At 46.7% G+C, this 17,959-nt stretch carries 17 protein-coding genes; 9 read left to right on the top strand and 8 right to left on the bottom strand.

All coding sequences use genetic code 11. The annotated features are described in order from the left end of the window. Nucleotides 1–106: 106 nt before the first annotated feature. From ABR189_RS21665 to dnaB, 3 genes are all read right to left on the bottom strand, one after another. Nucleotides 107–823 (bottom strand): RsmE family RNA methyltransferase, encoded by a 717-nt coding sequence (locus tag ABR189_RS21665; protein ID WP_354662573.1) that lies wholly within the window; start codon nt 821–823, stop codon nt 107–109. Nucleotides 824–850: 27 nt separating this feature from the next. Beyond that, nucleotides 851–2,215, bottom strand: a complete 1,365-nt coding sequence (locus ABR189_RS21660) for an MATE family efflux transporter (RefSeq protein ID WP_354662572.1) — start codon at nt 2,213–2,215, stop codon at nt 851–853. Nucleotides 2,216–2,362: 147 nt separating this feature from the next. After that, nucleotides 2,363–3,931 (bottom strand): replicative DNA helicase, encoded by a 1,569-nt coding sequence (gene dnaB / locus ABR189_RS21655; RefSeq protein WP_354662571.1) that lies wholly within the window; start codon nt 3,929–3,931, stop codon nt 2,363–2,365. A 759-nt stretch (nt 3,932–4,690) separates the two neighbouring features. Here dnaB and pheT point away from each other — a divergent pair. The 9 genes from pheT (at nt 4,691) to ABR189_RS21610 (ending at nt 12,695) form a co-directional block, all read left to right on the top strand. Beyond that, the gene (gene pheT / locus ABR189_RS21650) at nt 4,691–7,120 is read left to right on the top strand and encodes a phenylalanine--tRNA ligase subunit beta (protein WP_354662570.1); all 2,430 of its coding nucleotides are present in this window, start codon (nt 4,691–4,693) and stop codon (nt 7,118–7,120) included. Nucleotide 7,121: 1 nt separating this feature from the next. Further along, the gene (locus tag ABR189_RS21645; protein ID WP_354662569.1) at nt 7,122–7,430 is read left to right on the top strand and encodes a hypothetical protein; all 309 of its coding nucleotides are present in this window, start codon (nt 7,122–7,124) and stop codon (nt 7,428–7,430) included. A gap of 67 nt (nt 7,431–7,497) precedes the next feature. After that, nucleotides 7,498–7,791 (top strand): cell division protein ZapA, encoded by a 294-nt coding sequence (locus ABR189_RS21640; RefSeq protein ID WP_354662568.1) that lies wholly within the window; start codon nt 7,498–7,500, stop codon nt 7,789–7,791. Nucleotides 7,792–7,870: 79 nt separating this feature from the next. Continuing rightward, a complete protein-coding gene (locus ABR189_RS21635) occupies nt 7,871–8,074 on the top strand; it encodes a 2-oxoisovalerate dehydrogenase E1 subunit beta (RefSeq protein ID WP_354662567.1) in 204 nt (67 codons plus the stop codon). Next, a complete protein-coding gene (locus ABR189_RS21630) occupies nt 8,071–8,313 on the top strand; it encodes a type II toxin-antitoxin system HicA family toxin (protein WP_354662566.1) in 243 nt (80 codons plus the stop codon). The genes ABR189_RS21635 and ABR189_RS21630 overlap by 4 nt, the downstream gene beginning before the upstream one ends. A gap of 229 nt (nt 8,314–8,542) precedes the next feature. Next, nucleotides 8,543–10,108 carry a ribonuclease Y gene (rny, locus tag ABR189_RS21625; protein WP_354662565.1) on the top strand — a complete coding sequence of 522 codons (1,566 nt, stop codon included), beginning with the start codon at nt 8,543–8,545 and terminating at the stop codon, nt 10,106–10,108. 217 nt (nt 10,109–10,325) lie between these two features. Further along, nucleotides 10,326–10,943 (top strand): 3-keto-disaccharide hydrolase, encoded by a 618-nt coding sequence (locus tag ABR189_RS21620; protein ID WP_354662564.1) that lies wholly within the window; start codon nt 10,326–10,328, stop codon nt 10,941–10,943. An 81-nt stretch (nt 10,944–11,024) separates the two neighbouring features. Continuing rightward, nucleotides 11,025–11,813 carry an SDR family oxidoreductase gene (locus ABR189_RS21615; protein WP_354662563.1) on the top strand — a complete coding sequence of 263 codons (789 nt, stop codon included), beginning with the start codon at nt 11,025–11,027 and terminating at the stop codon, nt 11,811–11,813. A 60-nt stretch (nt 11,814–11,873) separates the two neighbouring features. Continuing rightward, nucleotides 11,874–12,695: a purine-nucleoside phosphorylase gene (locus ABR189_RS21610; RefSeq protein WP_354662562.1), complete on the top strand. Its 822-nt coding sequence runs from the start codon at nt 11,874–11,876 to the stop codon at nt 12,693–12,695. A 278-nt stretch (nt 12,696–12,973) separates the two neighbouring features. Here ABR189_RS21610 and ABR189_RS21605 read toward each other — a convergent pair whose 3' ends face one another. The 5 genes from ABR189_RS21605 to ABR189_RS21585 form a co-directional block, all read right to left on the bottom strand. Next, nucleotides 12,974–13,666, bottom strand: a complete 693-nt coding sequence (locus ABR189_RS21605; protein ID WP_354662561.1) for a type 1 glutamine amidotransferase — start codon at nt 13,664–13,666, stop codon at nt 12,974–12,976. A gap of 4 nt (nt 13,667–13,670) precedes the next feature. After that, nucleotides 13,671–14,426, bottom strand: coding sequence for a YggS family pyridoxal phosphate-dependent enzyme (locus ABR189_RS21600; RefSeq protein WP_354662560.1), 756 nt, complete (start codon nt 14,424–14,426; stop codon nt 13,671–13,673). A 234-nt stretch (nt 14,427–14,660) separates the two neighbouring features. Then, entirely contained in the window at nt 14,661–15,911 is a 1,251-nt protein-coding gene (gene scpB / locus ABR189_RS21595; RefSeq protein ID WP_354662559.1) for an SMC-Scp complex subunit ScpB, read from the bottom strand. 191 nt (nt 15,912–16,102) lie between these two features. After that, nucleotides 16,103–16,987, bottom strand: a complete 885-nt coding sequence (gene atpG / locus ABR189_RS21590) for an ATP synthase F1 subunit gamma (protein ID WP_354662558.1) — start codon at nt 16,985–16,987, stop codon at nt 16,103–16,105. 175 nt (nt 16,988–17,162) lie between these two features. Beyond that, on the bottom strand, nt 17,163–17,933 hold the full coding sequence (locus tag ABR189_RS21585; RefSeq protein ID WP_354662557.1) for an MBL fold metallo-hydrolase: 771 nt from the start codon (nt 17,931–17,933) through the stop codon (nt 17,163–17,165). Between the last annotated feature and the right edge of the window lie 26 nt (nt 17,934–17,959).

The raw sequence follows: 17,959 nt of genomic DNA, 5'->3' as shown, positions 1-17,959 counted from the left end.
TATTTAAACAGGGCTGACCAAAAACAATGGTCAGTCCTGATTTATTCCGCTAATTGATAAACAAGTCAGCATTCAAGCATGGCGCTGGTCGGCTTACTTCCTGCTACTATCCCGCCACGTTTGCACATTTGCACATGGTAGCAGCTACCATGCCCGCTGTTTCTGTACGCAGCCGGGTATCTCCCAATGATACTGCCTGAAATCCCTGCTCCAGCGCCAGGGCTATTTCTGCGGGCGTAAAATCGCCTTCCGGTCCTATTAACACTAAAGTATCTTTTCCTGGCTGCATGGCCTGCCACAGATGCGTTTTACTTTCCGGCAAACAGTGGGCAATAAACCGTTGGCTGTCTTTACTTTGCTTTACCACTTTATCAAAAGCTACGGGGGCTTCCAGCACCGGCAAATAATATTGCTGGGATTGCATCATCGCAGATACCAGGATGTTCTGCAACCGCTCTGCCTTAAACTTCTCTGTTTCCGAACGATGGCTCAGCACCGGAATGATCTCCTGTATGCCTATCTCTGTGGCCTTTTCCAGAAACCATTCTATGCGGGAAGCATTCTTCGTAAAACAGATGGCTATACGAATAGCCGGCGTTGGTGCCGGTACATTTTCACAGGCAGTTACCTGCAACACACATTTCTTCCGGTTATCATCTGCTATCACCGCAGTAAACTTATTACCCCGTCCGTCGGCCAGCAGCACCTGCTCGCCTTTTTGTTTGCGCAGCACCATGATACAATGTTTGGACGTAGGCTCATCCATTGTATAAGTTGCCGTACCAGGCGCTATATCCTTTGCGTAAAAAAGTGGTAAATCCATGATGCGCAAAATTAGTAAAAAGAAAACCTATATATTTTTAAATGCCCCTGCTTCCAGCTGTTTGGTTTTATAATGAAAACGTACAAACAACAATACGGAGGCGGTCAACAAACCTATCAACAGGCCATACCAGATACCTTCCACGCCCCAGCCCAGGTGTATCCCAAACCAGTACGCGATAGGCATCCCCATCCCCCAATACGCCAGCATGGTGATGATAGTAGGCAGTCTTACATCTCCCAGGCCGCGGAGGATCCCCAACCCTACTACCTGTGTGCCGTCAAATAACTGGAAGAACGCAGCAATGATCAGCAGATGCGCAGCGATAGCAATAACGGTAGGATCCTGTATATACATCCTGGGCAATAGCTGATTACCAAACATAAACAACAACGCCGCAGCGCCCATCAGCATCAGCACCATATGATAGCTGGCTATAGCAGACATCCGCAATTCCTTGAAATCCTTCCGCCCCATGTTATTGCCGCTTTTGATACCTGCTGCTGCAGATACACCGCTGGCCATCATATAAGTCATCGCCGCCAGACTGAGGGCAATCTGATGCGCCGCCAGCTCGCCGGCGCCTATCCAGCCTACCATGATCGCAGCGCCACTGAAAGCGCTTACTTCAAACAGGTATTGCAGGGCTACCGGCGTACCGATGCCCAACACCTTTTTAATGGTAGCCCAGCTGATATGCTGAAAACCGAACGACTGCAGGTACACCTTAAATCTGGGGGCCCGCAATACATACCAGGCCATAGTAATGGCCATTACCAGCCGGTCGGTGAAAGTGGCGATCCCCACCCCTATTACCCCCATCCGTGGCAAGCCAAAGAATCCATACACCAGCGTTACGCCAATTACAATATTCAGTGCATTGCCAATAATACTGATGTTCATGGCCTGACGGGTAAAACCCAGTCCTTCCGCAAATTGTTTAAAGGTTAAAAACACCATCAGGGGCAAAAAAGAAAATCCCAGGAAACGCAGGAAGGGCCTGGCCTGTGCCAGCACATCCGCTTCCTGTCCGAGGTAGCCCATATAGTTACTCCCGAAAAATATAACTGCAAAGAGCAGGATCCCTACGGCTACATTGATGATAAGACTGTGACTGAGCAGATGTCCGATGCTTCGCCGGTTGCCCCGTCCGTTTTCCTGCGCAATCAATGGGGTAAGTCCGTAAGACATCCCTATACCGGCTACCATAAAAATGGTAAACAGGCTATTCCCCAATGATACCGCCGCCAAAGGCACCTTACCGGTATGACCAATGATCAGACTATCAGAAAATCCCACGAGGGTATGCCCCAGCTGGGATATAATAACGGGAAAGGCTAAACTGAAATTATCTTTGTAATGGAACTTGTATTTTTTATATAGCTGTTTCATGAAAAACCAGACATTGTAAAGGTGTAAACGTGCAAAACAAAAAAGGGTTACAACAGCGGTCTGCTTTTCTGTCTGCACAGTATTTAAAAGCGTAACAAAAAAAGCCAGCATCCGGTAAGATGCTGGCTTTAAAACAAAATTTATTGTCTAAAATGGAGCATCTTCCATATCATCAAATTCCATATCATTCATCTTGGAGCCTTTTTGGATATACAGCTTGGCTTCATCACTGCCACCACCACCAGGGCGCATCCCTGCAAACGCATTACCACCGCCGGAAGGTACCGGATTTTCGATACTGCCATCATCTTCAAAACGCTGGTATTCCAGTACTGCACGAAGTTTGATGGTATCCAACTGACCATTACGGTGTTTGGCGATACGCACGTGGGTTTCTCCTTTATTGGATTCGCCCATTTCATTGGCGGTGATCTCGTAGTATTCAGGACGGTACAGGAACATTACCATATCCGCATCCTGTTCGATAGCACCCGATTCACGCAAGTCACTCAGCTGCGGCATCTTGTTGCCGTCTTTACGTTTTTCCACATCACGACTCAACTGCGACAGGGCGATAACCGGCACCTGCAACTCTTTTGCCAACCCTTTCAGGTCACGGGAGATCTTACTGATTTCCTGCTCACGGCTGCTGTTGCGGCCATCAGCATTACCACTCATCAGCTGCAGGTAGTCGATGATGATAACGCCTACACCATTGTTATGTACCAGCCTGCGGCACTTGGCACGCAGCTCGAAGATATTCAATGCCGGGGTATCATCGATGAAAATAGGTGCTTTGGCCAACCGCTCTATACCGTGCGTCATCAGCTTCTTCATCTCATATTCTTCCAGCTTACCACGGGATATTTTCTCCAGCTTGATCTCTGCTTCTGCCGACAAGATCCTTTGTACGATCTGGCCGGACGACATTTCCAGGGAGAATATCGCCGCGCCTTTAGGGAATCTGGGATGTAAAGCCGCATTCCGCGCCAGGTTCAGCGCAAAGGCTGTTTTACCCACGGAAGGACGGGCAGCGATAATGATCAGATCGGTCGACTGCCAGCCATATGTTACCCTGTCGAGCGACGGGAAGCCGGAAGGTACCCCGGTAATATCGTCCCCTTTATTCCGAAGGTCCTCAATCCGCTTCATGGTATTCACCAATACACGGTCTATCGAATCGTAGTTCTTACGTAAGTGGTTATTGGTAATTTCAAACAGCTTTGATTCCGCACTGTCCAACAAGTCAAATACATCGGCCGTATCTTCATAAGATTCGCTGAGTATTTCGCCGGAGATACGGATCAGTTCCCGCTGTATGAATTTTTGCAGGATGATACGGGCATGTGCCTCTATATTAGCAGAAGACACCACCGCATTGGTTAGCTTGGTAACAAAAAATGGTCCGCCTACTTGTTCCAGCTCTCCCATTGACCGCAGTTCTTCTACTACGGTGAGGATATCCACCGGCATAGATTTGGCCGCCAGTTTAGTCATGGAAGAAAAAATCTTCTGGTGTGCTTCTACATAAAAACACTCCTTTTTCAATATTTCTACAACGGAATCAAAAGCGCCTTTTTCCAGCATGATGGCTCCCAACACAGCCTCTTCCAACTCTTTTGCCTGTGGTGGTATCTTGCCATACACCAAGGTAGACACATCAATGGACGGTTTTCTGCGCACATTGCTGCGGTCTTTCTTAAGATTGAGATCCATTTATTGTCAGTGTATTAAAAAATGTTATGAAAATGGTTACTGTAACCGGTCTCTTAGTTTCCTCTGTACAATTTTTTCTCTGCCACTATGTTAACGGTACTTTAACAAATTGTAAATTTTTTGGGAGCCGTAAAAACTAAGGTAAAGGCATTTTTCCATTTATTCCCTTACCCCAAGTCATTAAATTTATTAAGCTCCACGCACATGTTATACACTAGCAAAATGTCAGTTATCCACTGACTACACCCCAGTTATCCACCAAAACTCATAAAAACCGATAAGCAAAGGTCTGATTATTCACACAACTTTGTGCAAAAAGATTTTCCACATCTTCTTTGAATTTTCAATTTAAAGGGTTTGGACGCTGTTTCGTAATTTAACAAAAGCCGCAAGCAGCAATAAAGCTGTTAGCTGTTAGCAGTTAGCCTTTAGCTCTCCTGCATTATTTGATAAACCAGGGCTGTAATAAAGCTGTTAGCTGTTATTTAAACAGTAATAGCACTTCTAACGTCCAATAGCTACCTCCGTGGCTCGTGGCTCGTGGCTCGCAGCTCAAAGCTCGCAGCTCCTACTAAATAGCGCTGCACGCCCCGCTAACAGCTAATAGCCAACAGCTAAAAGCTAACTTCAAAGTTTTTCTCTTAACTTTACGCGTTGCCAGAAGAGGGGTACTAACGCCTTCAAAGACACACAAGCAATTCATTTACAAACAATTATATACCTCTTTATTTCAAGGTAGAGGCAAATTCAAGCTGACAAATGACGATTTCGTACAACTGGTTATGTGATTATTTACCGGTAAAGCCCACTCCGGAAGAACTGTCTGTTATTTTAACACGTATAGGCCTGGAGGTAGAAAGCCTGGAAAAATTTGAAGCGGTAAAGGGCAGTCTGGCTGGATTAGTAGTAGGAGAAGTACTGACCGCGGAAAAGCATCCTAATGCAGATAAATTAAAACTGACGACCGTTAACATAGGTAATGGCGAACCCCTGCATATTGTATGCGGTGCTCCCAATGTTGCCGTAGGACAAAAAGTGGTGGTAGCCCCCGTAGGTACTACCATTTATCCATCCAGCGGAGAACCGCTGACCATGAAACGGGCTAAAATACGCGGAGAGGAAAGCCTGGGCATGATCTGTGCAGAAGATGAAATAGGACTGGGCAGCAGCCATGAGGGTATCCTGGTTCTGGATGCAGCATTACAACCCGGTACCCTGGCCAGTGAGCTGTTTAAACCTGCGCAGGACTGGATATACGAAATAGGACTCACCCCTAACCGTATGGATGCGATGAGCCATATCGGCGTGGCCCGCGATGTTTGTGCTTACCTGAATAATGCTGAAAACACCCAGCAATACCGGGTACAACTGCCAGAAATAAAGGCGCTGCCTAAGGCAGACACCCCGCTGGCCATCAGCGTAACAATCGAAAATACAGATGCCTGTCCGCGTTATGCCGGCATCAGCATTACCGGCGTACAAACAGCACCTTCCCCGGCCTGGTTAAAAGACCGGCTTACCGCCATCGGTGTTCGCCCTATCAATAATATTGTAGATATCACCAATTATATATTACATGAAACGGGGCAGCCCCTGCATGCTTTTGATGCCAATGCTATCAAAGGCAATGCGGTAGTGGTAAGAAACCTGCCCCAGGATACGGTGTTTACCACCCTGGATGAAAAAGAAAGAAAACTGGATGCGGCCGACCTCATGATCTGCAATGGTGCGGGCGAAGGCATGTGCATAGCCGGGGTATTCGGGGGCTTACACTCCGGTGTTACCGACGCTACCCACAGCATCTTCCTGGAAAGCGCATTTTTCAGCGCCGGCAGTGTACGCGCTACCTCTTTCCGCCATGGCCTGCGCACGGATGCGGCTACCCGCTTTGAAAAAGGTGTCGATATCTCCAATACCGTATTCGTACTGCAAAGGGCAGCTTCCCTGATCTGCGAACTGGCTGGAGGCAAGGCTGCCAGCGAGGTGATTGATGTATATCCGCAACCGTTGCCTAAAACCAAGGTAGACGTTTCCTATGCTTATATACACAAGCTGAGCGGCAAACAATACGAACCGGCCAAAATAAAGAATATCCTGACCAGCCTCGGCTTTGAAGTAATCAAAGAGGCGCCGGAAGGGATACAGGTAACCGTACCTTACAGCAAACCGGACATTTCCCTGCCCTGCGATATCGTAGAGGAAGTAATGCGGGTAGACGGGCTCGATAATATTGAGATCCCCACCCATATTGTCATGGCGCCTGCGATTACTGCGCAGCCCGATAAGGAAAGGGTACGCGAAAAAGTGTCCAACTACCTGGCGGCAAATGGCTTCCATGAAATTTTTACCAACTCTATCACCAACAGCAAATACTTTACACCGGAGGTACTGGAGCATACCGTAAAAATGATCAACAGCCTCAGCGCCGACCTCGACGCGATGCGCCCTTCCATGCTGGAAAGCGGGCTGGAATCTATCGCACATAACTTAAACCGTAAAAATGAAAATCTCCTGTTCTTCGAATTTGGCAAAACCTATAAAGTGGCTGCCAAAGGATATCAGGAAGATGATCATATCTGTTTATACCTCACCGGACAACAGACTGCCGAAACATGGATCCACAAATCCAGCCCGGTAGATTTCTACTTCCTGAAAGGGTTTGTTATTAATGTACTGGCACAGCTCGGCTTCTCCCAACTGCAATGGGCAGAAAGCGAGTCTGCCAGCCTGCAGCCTGCGTGGGAAATCAAAGTAAAAAACCAGCCGGTAGTAACACTGGGCGGAGTGGCAGCACAAAAGCTGAAACAGTTTGATATCAAACAGGCCGTATGGTTTGCCGATTTCAACTGGAATAATATCCTGGCATTACTGCAAAAAAATGATAACTTTTACAAGGAAATTCCAAAATTCCCGGCAGTACGCAGGGACCTGGCCCTGGTGCTGGACAAACAAGTGAAGTTTGCAGCAGTGGAAGCCGCTACCCGCGCAGTGAAATCGCCTCTGTTACAACATATTAACTTATTCGACGTTTTTGAAAGTGAGAAACTGGGTGTCAATAAAAAATCCTACGCGGTGAGCTTTACCTTCCAGGATCCGCAAAAGACCCTCACCGACAAGGAAATTGATGGTGTAATGGATAAGCTGATCAAAACATTTGAGACCCAGCTGCAGGCAGGGATCAGAAAATAATATGGTACTTGACCAATACATACAACGGATTGAAGACAAACTGCACCTGTTGCTCAAAAAAATGCAACTGGTGCAGTCTGAAAATGTATTGCTGAAAGAGGAAGTAAATACCCAACGCAAAGAAATTGCTACGCAGCAACAGGCGCTGGCTTCCCTGGAAGACCGCCTCCGGCTGATGAAAATTGCCGATGCCGCCCAGGGTGCTCCTGCTTCCATATCAGAAGACGATGCTTTTAAAAAAGAGATCCGCGGCAAAATCAATGACTACATCAAAGAGATTGACCGCTGCATTGCCATGCTGAACGGATAACAACAGTACATATTTTACACCTTCATCATAATGGCGCACTTATTTGCCATTATTAATTGACCATTTTATGGATAATCTCATTCCTGTCAACATTGTGGTTGCCGACCGTTCTTACCGGATCAAGATCAAACCGGAAGAAGAGGAAGAAGTACGCCGTATCATGAAAGAGGTGAACGATAAGATCGTTGAATTTAAAACCGCCTATGCCGGCAAGGACCTCCAGGACTATATCGCTATGGCCCTGATCATGTATGCCACCCATCCAGTAACCAGCGGTGGCAAAGCCCAGGCAGGTAATGCTCCCTTTCTCCAGGAAAAACTGCAACGCCTGGAAGAACTACTGAACGAAAATCTGAAATAAAGGGAAGGCGCCATGCACGGCACTGCGCTGCGTTTGGGAGAACAAACATAAAAGGTTATATTTGCTAAAAGTATTATTTATGGAAGAGTTGATTTTTATGGTGGAAGAAAGCCCGGAAGGTGGTTATATCGCTAAAGGATTAGGGATATCTATTTTCACTCAGGCAGAAACAATCGAAGCCTTGAAAGTAGCCGTAATTGATGCTGTTCATTGTCATTTTGATGATGGTATAAAAAGAATTATCCGATTACATATTGTACGGGAGGAAGTAATAGCCGCATGAGAATCCCCCGCGATATTACCGGACATGATCTGATTAAATACCTAAAGCCCTACGGATATACTATAACCAGGCAAACCGGCAGTCATATCAGGCTGACCACCGATTCTCCCGGACAGCACCATATCACCGTTCCCAATCATGACCCTTTAAAAATTGGAACTTTATCCGCCATCCTCACTGATGTAGCTTCCCATCTTGATAAAACCAAGGATGAATTAATGCAGGAACTTTTTGGATGACTCCCCCAATCCCCCTCCCACAGTACTGCCACTAGTGATTACCCCTTCATAATCAGCCCTTAATATGCTTTACTTTCACTAAATTATTCATTATCATAACTCCCCTGCTGCTTTGCAGCTATTTTTTTGTATTTTCGCGGGTCTATTCTCCCCCCAACCTACAACCTACAACCAAGGAATGGGTCTGCGGAACAGGGAATGCAACATAAATAAAGTTTAAAATTTTTGTATGGATGTCTCTCTTATTACGACAATAGCCGCGGTGGTGGCATTGATCATAGGTATTGTGTTAGGTAAGGTGATTTTTGCCAAAAATACACAGCAAAAGATACAGGAAGCCGAGTTACAAGCGCAGAAACTTATTGCAGATGCACAGATTAGTGCCGAGAACCTGAAAAAGGACAAGTTGCTGGAAGCCAAAGAAAAATATCTGCAGATGAAGAGTGAGCATGATAAAGAAGTGCTGCAACGCAATCAGAAGCTGGTAGACTCAGAAAACCGTATCAAGCAAAAAGAACAAGCCCTTAACCAAAAAAATGAACAGGTACAGAAACAGGTGAATGAGAATGATGCCATTAAGGAAACCCTCAATCGCCAGATGGAATTAGTCACCATCAAACGTACCGAACTGGAAAAACATCAGGAAGAGCATATCCGCCGCCTGGAAAAAGTAGCCGCCCTTACCGCCGAGGAAGCAAGGCACCAGTTAATTGAAAGTCTGAAAGAAGAAGCCCGCTCTCAGGCGCTTTCCCACATTCAGGAGATTATTGAAGATGCAAAGGCCAAAGCTAATAAAGAGGCCAAAAAGATCATTATCCAATCTATTCAGCGTACTGCTGCTGAACAAACGATCGAAAATACCATTACTGTATTTACCCTGGAAAGTGATGAGATCAAAGGTCAGATCATTGGCCGTGAAGGTCGTAATATCCGCGCTATTGAGGCGGCTACCGGTGTAGACCTGATTGTAGATGATACCCCTGAAGCAATCGTATTATCTTCTTTTGACCCGTTACGCCGTGAAGTTGCCCGCCTGTCTTTACAGCGCCTGGTACAGGATGGCCGTATCCACCCTGCCCGTATTGAGGAAGTAGTGGAGAAAACCAAGAAACAACTGGAAGAACAGGTAATGGATATCGGGGAAAGAACCGTTATCGAGCTGGGTATACATGGTTTACATAAAGAACTGGTACGCCTGGTAGGTAAAATGCGTTTCCGTTCTTCTTATGGACAAAACCTGCTGATGCACTCCAAAGAAACCGCCAACCTCTGTGCGGTAATGGCGGCAGAACTGGGCTTAAACCCCAAACTGGCCAAACGTGCAGGCTTACTGCATGACATTGGTAAAGTACCGGATGAAGAAACTGAACTGAGCCACGCCCTGCTGGGTGCCAAACTGGCCGAAAAATATGGTGAGCATGCTGCTGTAGTGAACGCGATCGGCGCCCACCATGATGAAATGGAAATGCAATATGTGATTTCCCCTATCGTGCAGGCTTGTGATGCCATCAGCGGTGCCCGTCCCGGCGCCCGCCGCGAAATCATGCAAAGCTACCTGCAAAGGATTAAAGACCTGGAAAACCTCGCTTTGGCACATGAAGGGGTGGAAAAAGCCTATGCTATCCAGGCAGGTCGTGAACTGCGCGTAATTGTGGAAAGTGATAAAGTAACTGATGAGGATGCAGACCGCCTGTCATTTGAAATCGCTACCAAGATCCAAACAGAGATGCAATATCCCGGTCAGATCAAAGTAACAGTCATCCGTGAAAAGAGAGCTGTGAACATCGCCAGATAATCTTACAGAAAAATACCGAAGGGGCTAACCAAAGCAACATGCTTTCCGGTTAGCCCCTTTTTAATAGCATAATCCCCCTATTCCCCAGGCAACTGCTGACTCCTGCTGAACAAACAAGTTAAAATATTGCTAAAACAGTACCCCACCAGCTATAAAAAAAGAAAATATCTTTCTATCTTTCTCCACTCCAAAGCAAACAACTGAAATAATCAACTATATGAAAAAATTGACTTTAAAGGCATGGATACTAGGAGCTGGACTGTTACTCGCCAGCACAGCTACTTTTGCGCAAAAAGCACAGTCCATGTTCAATGGTAAGAACCTGGATGGCTGGAAAATTCACGGTACTGAAAAATGGTATGTGGAAAAAGGTTTACTGATCTGCGAAAGCGGCCCGGACAAAGAATACGGCTACCTGGCTTCCGACAAGCAGTATAAAGATTTTGAACTGACCCTGGAATTTAAACAGGAAGCAGATGGTAATAGTGGGGTATTTTTCCACTCTTCCCTCGATGGTACCAAAATAGCAGGCTGGCAGGCAGAAGTAGCTCCTCCAGGCAACAATACCGGTGGTATCTACGAGTCTTATGGCCGTGGCTGGTTGATCCAACCAGATAAAGAAAAAGACAAGTTCCTGAAAATGGGCCAGTGGAATACCATGAAGATCCGGGTAGTAGGTAATGAAGTAACGACCTGGTTAAATGGTCAGGAAATGATTAAGCTGGACGATGAAAAAATCGGTGCTATCAGCGGACAAATCGCTTTACAGATCCATTCCGGTGGTGGTATTAAAGTATTATGGAGAAACATTAACATCCGTTCATTAAAATCATAAAACCCGCAGGAGTAACCTGTTTTGCAAGTACCTTTATGCTTGTCAACAGCTTGTCCTGCAGCAAGCCTCTAAAAATGGCTGATGGATTTTAATAATAAAGTTATACTTATCACAGGCGCCAGTTCCGGCATAGGCAGGGAACTGGCGCTGTCGTTTGCTGCCTGCCAGGCCAGGCTTATCCTGGCGGGGCGTAATATCACTGCCCTGGAGGCAGTACAGCAGCTTTGCCTGGCGCACACCCCACATTGCCAGGTATTGCCCATGGATATGACCAATACGCCACAGGTAATTACGCAGGCTGCTACCGCCCGCTCCTTTTACAACCGGATAGATATCCTCATCAATAATGCAGGCGTCACCCAGCGCTCAAAAATCATCGATACGCCCCTGGCTATCGATCGCCTGATCATGGAAACCAATTTCTTTGGCCCGGTAGCACTCACCAAAGCATTATTACCCCAGTTTCAATTACAGCAAAGCGGACATATTGTGGTGATCAGCAGTATGGCAGGATTATACGGTTATCCCCAGCGATCGGCCTATGCTGCCTCCAAGCATGCCCTGCAAGGTTTCTTTGAAACCCTGCAAACAGAACAACCTATACCGCATTTATACACCACGCTGATTTGTCCGGGTAGAATACATACACCTTTATCCCTTGCGGCCATCACCGCTACCGGTGCGCCGCACGGACAAATGGATAAAGGCCAGCTCAACGGTATCCCGGTAGCTACCTGCGCCCGGAAAATCATACGGGCTATCCGGCGCCGGAAAAAAAGCGTATTGATTGCGGGAGAAGAAAAGTGGTTACTGTGGATCAAACGCATCCTTCCTCCTTTGTTCTATCGCATTGCCCGTAAAGGAAATTAACCCTTTCCGTCATGCATCCTGCATGGTTTAGTTTTATCTTGCGGCAAAATTATCACCCGCATGGATATATTATTACAACAAATAGCCGAAGCCCGTACGTACCTCGAACAGTTCAATTTTCATCATGCCAGGGTAGGCATTGTGCTGGGCACTGGTCTCGGACAGCTGGTACAGCATATTCAGGTTGAAAAAAGTATTGCTTACCAGGACATTCCCCATTTTCCGGAAGCTACTGTAGAATCCCATAAAGGTCATCTTATTTTTGGACGGGTCAACAACGTACCGGTAATTGCCATGCAGGGGCGTTTTCATTATTACGAAGGTTATAGCATGCAGCAGATCACCTTCCCTATCCGGGTGATGAAAGCACTGGGTATACAGCAACTGCTGCTCAGCAATGCTGCCGGTGGTATGCATCCCGACTTTAAAAAAGGCGATCTCATCCTGCTGGACGATCATATCAACCTGCAACCGGAAAACCCGCTGAGAGGGCTTCATTCGCCAGCTTTTGGCCCCCGTTTCCCGGATATGAGCTGTCCGTACGATAAAACATTGGGCAGCCTGTTACAGCAAGCGGCGCTTCAACACGGGGTGTCTCTCAAAAAAGGAACCTACGCTGCTGTTATGGGACCCAACCTGGAAACCAGGGCAGAATACCGCTTTTTACGCACCATAGGTGCCGACCTGGTGGGGATGAGCACCGTACCGGAAGTAATTGTAGCCAACCAGATACAGCTTCCCTGTGCTACCGTTTCTGTCATCACCGATGAGTGTGACCCGGATCATCTTCAGCCCGTTTCTATCGAAGAAATTATTGCCGTTGCCGGCAAAGCAGACAAAAAGCTGAGTGCCATTTTCGCAGCGGTGATCGGGGGACTGTAAATCGTACGCCACCTGGTAAAATACCATCAGTATATTCCAGGTGAAGGCTATTTTACCATAGGGCAAAGCCTACCTTTCGCCCAGGTTAAAGTACCCTTAAAGTATCCTTAAAGCACCCTTGAAGTACCCATATAGTACCCCTTATAAGGGATACTATATGGATACTTCATAGATGGGGTATTCCTTTTTTAACCTGGGGACTAAGGAGAGGTTAAGCTGTGTTTGAGTAAAATGACTAAGGGAGTAGTTGTAAAGTCCCCCCACCCATATTCACTTTCTTAAAACAATCGCTGCAATATCTTTTCCATCAGCATATTCCCACTTTTTGTCATGGAGCTGGCCTGGAGGATGGTTTGTTTGTCCTGGATGAAAGGCCCGCTTTGTAATTCATGCTCACAATGTGTTACCAGGTCTGCAAGCCCTTGCGGGGTCATTTCGGGGTGAAACTGCAGACCTAATACCTGTTCATTGAAAATAAACGCCTGATGGCTGTTGGCCGCAGAGGAGAGCAGGTCATATGCCCCGTATGGGATATCAAATTTATCGCCATGCCAGTGGAATACCACCGGGTTTTCCCGGAACAGTTCATTAAACCAGGGCACATGGCAGCATTCCGCTGTGGGGCTCACCGGGAACCAGCCTATTTCTTTATTCAGTGCGGTAGGCACAAAAGCCCCCAGGCAAACTGCAATGAGTTGTGCGCCCAGGCATATGCCCAATACCTTTTTGCCTGCCTGGATCGTATCTTCAATAAATGCTTTTTCTTTTATCAGCCAGGGGTATATATGTTCGTCATACACGCTCATCGGCCCACCCATGATAACAAGTGCATCTATGTTATCCAGCGCAGGCAGTACATACCCTGCTTCATAAAAACGGGTATAGCTGATGGGATGTCCATTTGCTGCCGCCCATTGTGCGATATATCCCGGCCCTTCAAAAGGTACATGTTGAAAAATATGAATATGCATGCTGTCAGGCCGTTTGTTCATTCCAGTAATAACTATCAGGGTAGCTACGTTTTCCAAAAATAGCGGTTCCCACCCGTACGATGGTGGCCCCTTCTGCAATAGCCGTTTCCAGATCACCACTCATTCCCATGGACAGTTCCCGGCATTGTGCTGCCGGCAATAAGCCATTGTTCACTATCTCATCGCGGAGCGTACGAAGCAGCCTGAACGAAGGACGTACTTTTTCAGGATCTGCATCAAACAGGCCGATGGTCATCAGGCCGGTGATGTGTAGCAGTGGGAATTGCTTCATTGCTTCTACAAAGTGCAGTACCTGATCCGGGTGGAGGCCAAATTTACTTTCTTCAAAAGAGGTATTGACCTGAATCATGATGTCCAGCTGCCGGGATTCCAGCTCCAGCCGCTTTTGTAATGCTTCCGCAATAGCCAGGCGGTCGACCGACTGTATACAGCTTGCATATCTTAATACATCCTTTACTTTATTGGACTGCAGATGGCCGATAAAATGCCTTTCCAGCTTTAATCCTGCCAATGCCGCATCTTTTTCTTTCAGTTCCTGGATCTTGTTTTCTCCTATTAACGTTTCACCGTTTGCGATAGCGATCTTTATCTTTTCGGGCGGAACGGTTTTGGTGGCCAGCAGCAATTTTACAGCAGTGATCTCCCGTTCGCTGGCAGCGCAGGCGGCTGCTATCCGCCGGTGAATAAATGCCAGATTCTCCCGGATCAACTGTTCACTATTGTCGTTGTCAGACTGCATAAAACTCCTGTTTCGTTTTCAAACTGTTTTGACACTGCAAAATTTAACTATTTCCGGGTAACATCACTCCTCCAGTTTTAAATAAAACTACTGGTCCAGATAGGCATTGGGATTATAAGTAAAGGGGATACAACAAGCATCTAACGGTCAGGCATAAAAAAAACTGGCCGAAGCCAGTTTCAATATTCACTAACAGATAGCAGCCAACAGCAGCACCTGTTATTTATCCGCTTTTTAACGGTCTTCTTTTTCTTTATCATCATCTTCCTCTTCGTCGTCTTCCTCCTCCTCATCATCATCTTCTTCTTCATCCTCCTCTTCGTCTTCATCGTCTTCGCCATCGTCTTCTCCATCGTCTTCTCCATCGTCTTCTCCATCATCTTCCTCTTCATCATCTTCATCATCGTCCTCATCGTCCTCATCTTCATCCTCTTCATCATCTTCTTCATCGTCGTCCTCCTCGTACTCTTCTTCCTGCTCACCTTCTGGCGCAGCTTCGGTCATGGTCTTTTCTTTTGTTTCCCCATTTCCTTCCGGTATTTCTTCTGCCTCTTCTTCCTCCATAGCCTCTTCCAGTCTTCTTTCGTTAATATCATCCACCTCTTCTTCTTCATGGGAGACCGGATGTACTTCTTCAAGAGTTGCTTCCTCATCGGCCCTTGCAGTATCCTCATCTACGCGTCCTCCGATTTCTTCCGCAGCAACAGTAGTTTCCATCAGCGGCGCGGTATCACCGGGTTCGTCCGGTTGATGTTCTTCCGGATGCACCGGGGGAATTTCCAGATTTTCATCTGCTTCCAGGCTATCCTCATCCTGTTCAATCAGTTCGCCGTCTTCAGATATAACCATCGCGCCATTGATCCTGTCTGCTGTTGCCATATCGTCGCGGCCTATAGTAGCCGTATCCTCATTGATCAGGGTGGGCTGGATCGCTTCTTCATCAAACAGTTCCTTCAGTTTGGGCAAATCGGCGGTGGAGTTGAGGCCAAAGTAGTCCATAAACACCTTGGAAGTAGCATACAGCAGTGGTTTGCCCGGCAAGTCTTCGCTACGTCCGGAGATCACGATCAGTTCTTTTTCCAGCAGCTTTTGAATGGAGTAATCTGTACTTACCCCGCGAATATGTTCTATTTCCCCTTTGGAGATGGGCTGTCGGTAGGCAATGATAGCCAGTGTTTCCAAAGCGGCAGTAGACAGGCGTTTGAGGAATTTATCCCCATTCAGCTGGGCTACCGTCTGATAATAATCCTTTTTGGTGAGGAACTGGTATCCGCCACCACTGGCTCTTACTTCAAAAGCGTAGAATTCCGAACCATATTTTTCCTGGATGGCTTCCATGGCTGCTTCTACCTGGTCAAGTGTAGCACGGTCTTCCAGGAAGGCCAGTGCATTATTCAGCAAATCCACTATTTCCAGCATGGGCAGGGGCCGGTCGGCAGCAAAAATCAATGCTTCAACATGTGGAATGATCTGTGATATTTCCATAATTCAATGACAGGTTTGCGATGGCAGCCATAGCAGCGGTTGCATAGGCCATAACCAGCGATCATAAAAAAAGGTCAAAGACCGAAAATACAGTCTTTGACCCTATTGATAAAATCTAAATATTTGTCTGTTGATTTCATGTGAATAAGTTGAATAGCAGCTATTCCAATCATACACATGCTGGTTATTTATCAACCATTTAATGCAGCCGCACCGCTCACGATTTCGGTCAGCTCTGTGGTAATAGCAGCCTGACGGGCACGGTTGTAAGAGATCTTCAGGGTACGCAGCAGTTCGCTGGCGTTTTCAGAAGCCTTATCCATTGCCGTCATACGTGCACCGTGCTCAGATGCGTGTGCATCCAGCATCGCCTTGAAGAACTGGGTATTCAGGATTTTAGGCATCAGCTCCGCTATCAGCACTTCTTTTTCCGGCTCAAATATAAAGTCGGCCTTGATCCCTTTATTTTCTGTATTTTCTACTTTGGCAATAGGTAAAAACTGCTCTGATACGAAGATCTGGGTAGCAGCGTTCCGGAACTCACTGTATACAATTTCCACAGCATCATAGGTACCTTTCACAAAACCTTCCATCGCGATAGCAGCCGCTGCTTTCACATTTTCAAAAGTCAGGTGCTGGAATAACTGCCAGTACTTATCATTTACTTTATAACCATTGATCGTGAAGTTCTCATAACCTTTTTTACCAATTGGCATGATCTCCACCTGTCCTTTAGCAAACTGCTCCACGTATTTTTCACGGATGATCTGCTTGGCCAGCTTGATAATATTGGAATTATATGCGCCACACAAGCCTCTGTCGGAAGTAATGACCACCATCAATACCTTTTCTACCGGCCGCTCTGCTGCCAGGGACATATCAATACCACCTTCGGTATTGGATACGATGTTCTGCAACATTTCCTGCAACTTTACTGCATAAGGACGCATGAGCAAAATAGCATCCTGCGCACGCCTTAACTTGGCAGCACTCACCATTTTCATGGCTTTAGTGATCTGCTGGCTGGATTGTATCGACTTAATACGGTTACGAACTTCTTTCAGCTGTCCGGACATATACTTAATTAGTAATTATCAATGATGAATGCAACCGGGAACCCCCGTTTAATTTCGGCTGCAAAGGTAAAAAAATAATCGTTAAGAATGAATAATTGTTAAGAGAGCTATTAGCTGTTAGCCTTTAGCTGATGGAAGCGGAGCTCGCGGAAGCAGTGCATTATTGACCGGTAGCTTAGTTATTAGCTTCCTGGAGGGTGGCCTGTGGCTCCAAATACGCTCCCGGCTGAAGAAAGGACAGCGGCAATCCTCTTCCGGCAGCTATTTCCTTTAACCTGGGTACCACATTGGGATATTCTTCATAAACACCTGGCAGATTAAATCCGTAATGGATGGGAATCAATACTTTAGCTCCTAATATCACCGCCGCTCCAATCGCTTGTTCAGGGGTTAAAGTGGCAGGTCCCCCGCTTTCAGGCTTCTTAAAATGCATCAGCACCCCATTGACCGGCAAAAATACCGCGTCAAATCCCTGGTACTGCGCGCCTATCTTCCAGAATTGATTATGCCAGATAGTATCCCCGCCATGTAAAATACGGTGGGTACTGTCTTCTATTACCCAGGACACCTGCTGATCGCCAAAGCCATCCATCGCAAATACAGGGGTAAATTGTACCGCTCCGGCATCAAATACCTCCTCCCATGAAAGCACCACCAGGTTATCAAACCCATCAGCCCGCAGCTGGTCGGAAAATAATGAGGAACAGACCAGTTTACCTTCCGGTTTCAGACATTTACGGATCAGCCCTGCATCATAATGATCTGTATGCAAGTGGGTGATGACGGCATAATCTGCCTGGGTATCATCGCTGAACGTGTAGTCAGCATCTTTTGTATCAATCACAAAGAACCTGCTTGCTGCATAGTGCTCTACCGCATCTACCAGGATGGTGAGGCCACCGGTTTCAATTTTAATGCCGGCCCAGCCTAATCTTTGAATTTTCATATCGGATGTTTTTTATGACCACAATA

This window comes from Chitinophaga sp. H8, assembly GCF_040567655.1.
Classification (GTDB): Bacteria; Bacteroidota; Bacteroidia; order Chitinophagales; family Chitinophagaceae; genus Chitinophaga; species Chitinophaga defluvii.
The sequence above is the reverse complement of the archived record's forward strand: the minus strand, read 5'-3'. Positions and strand labels throughout refer to the sequence as shown.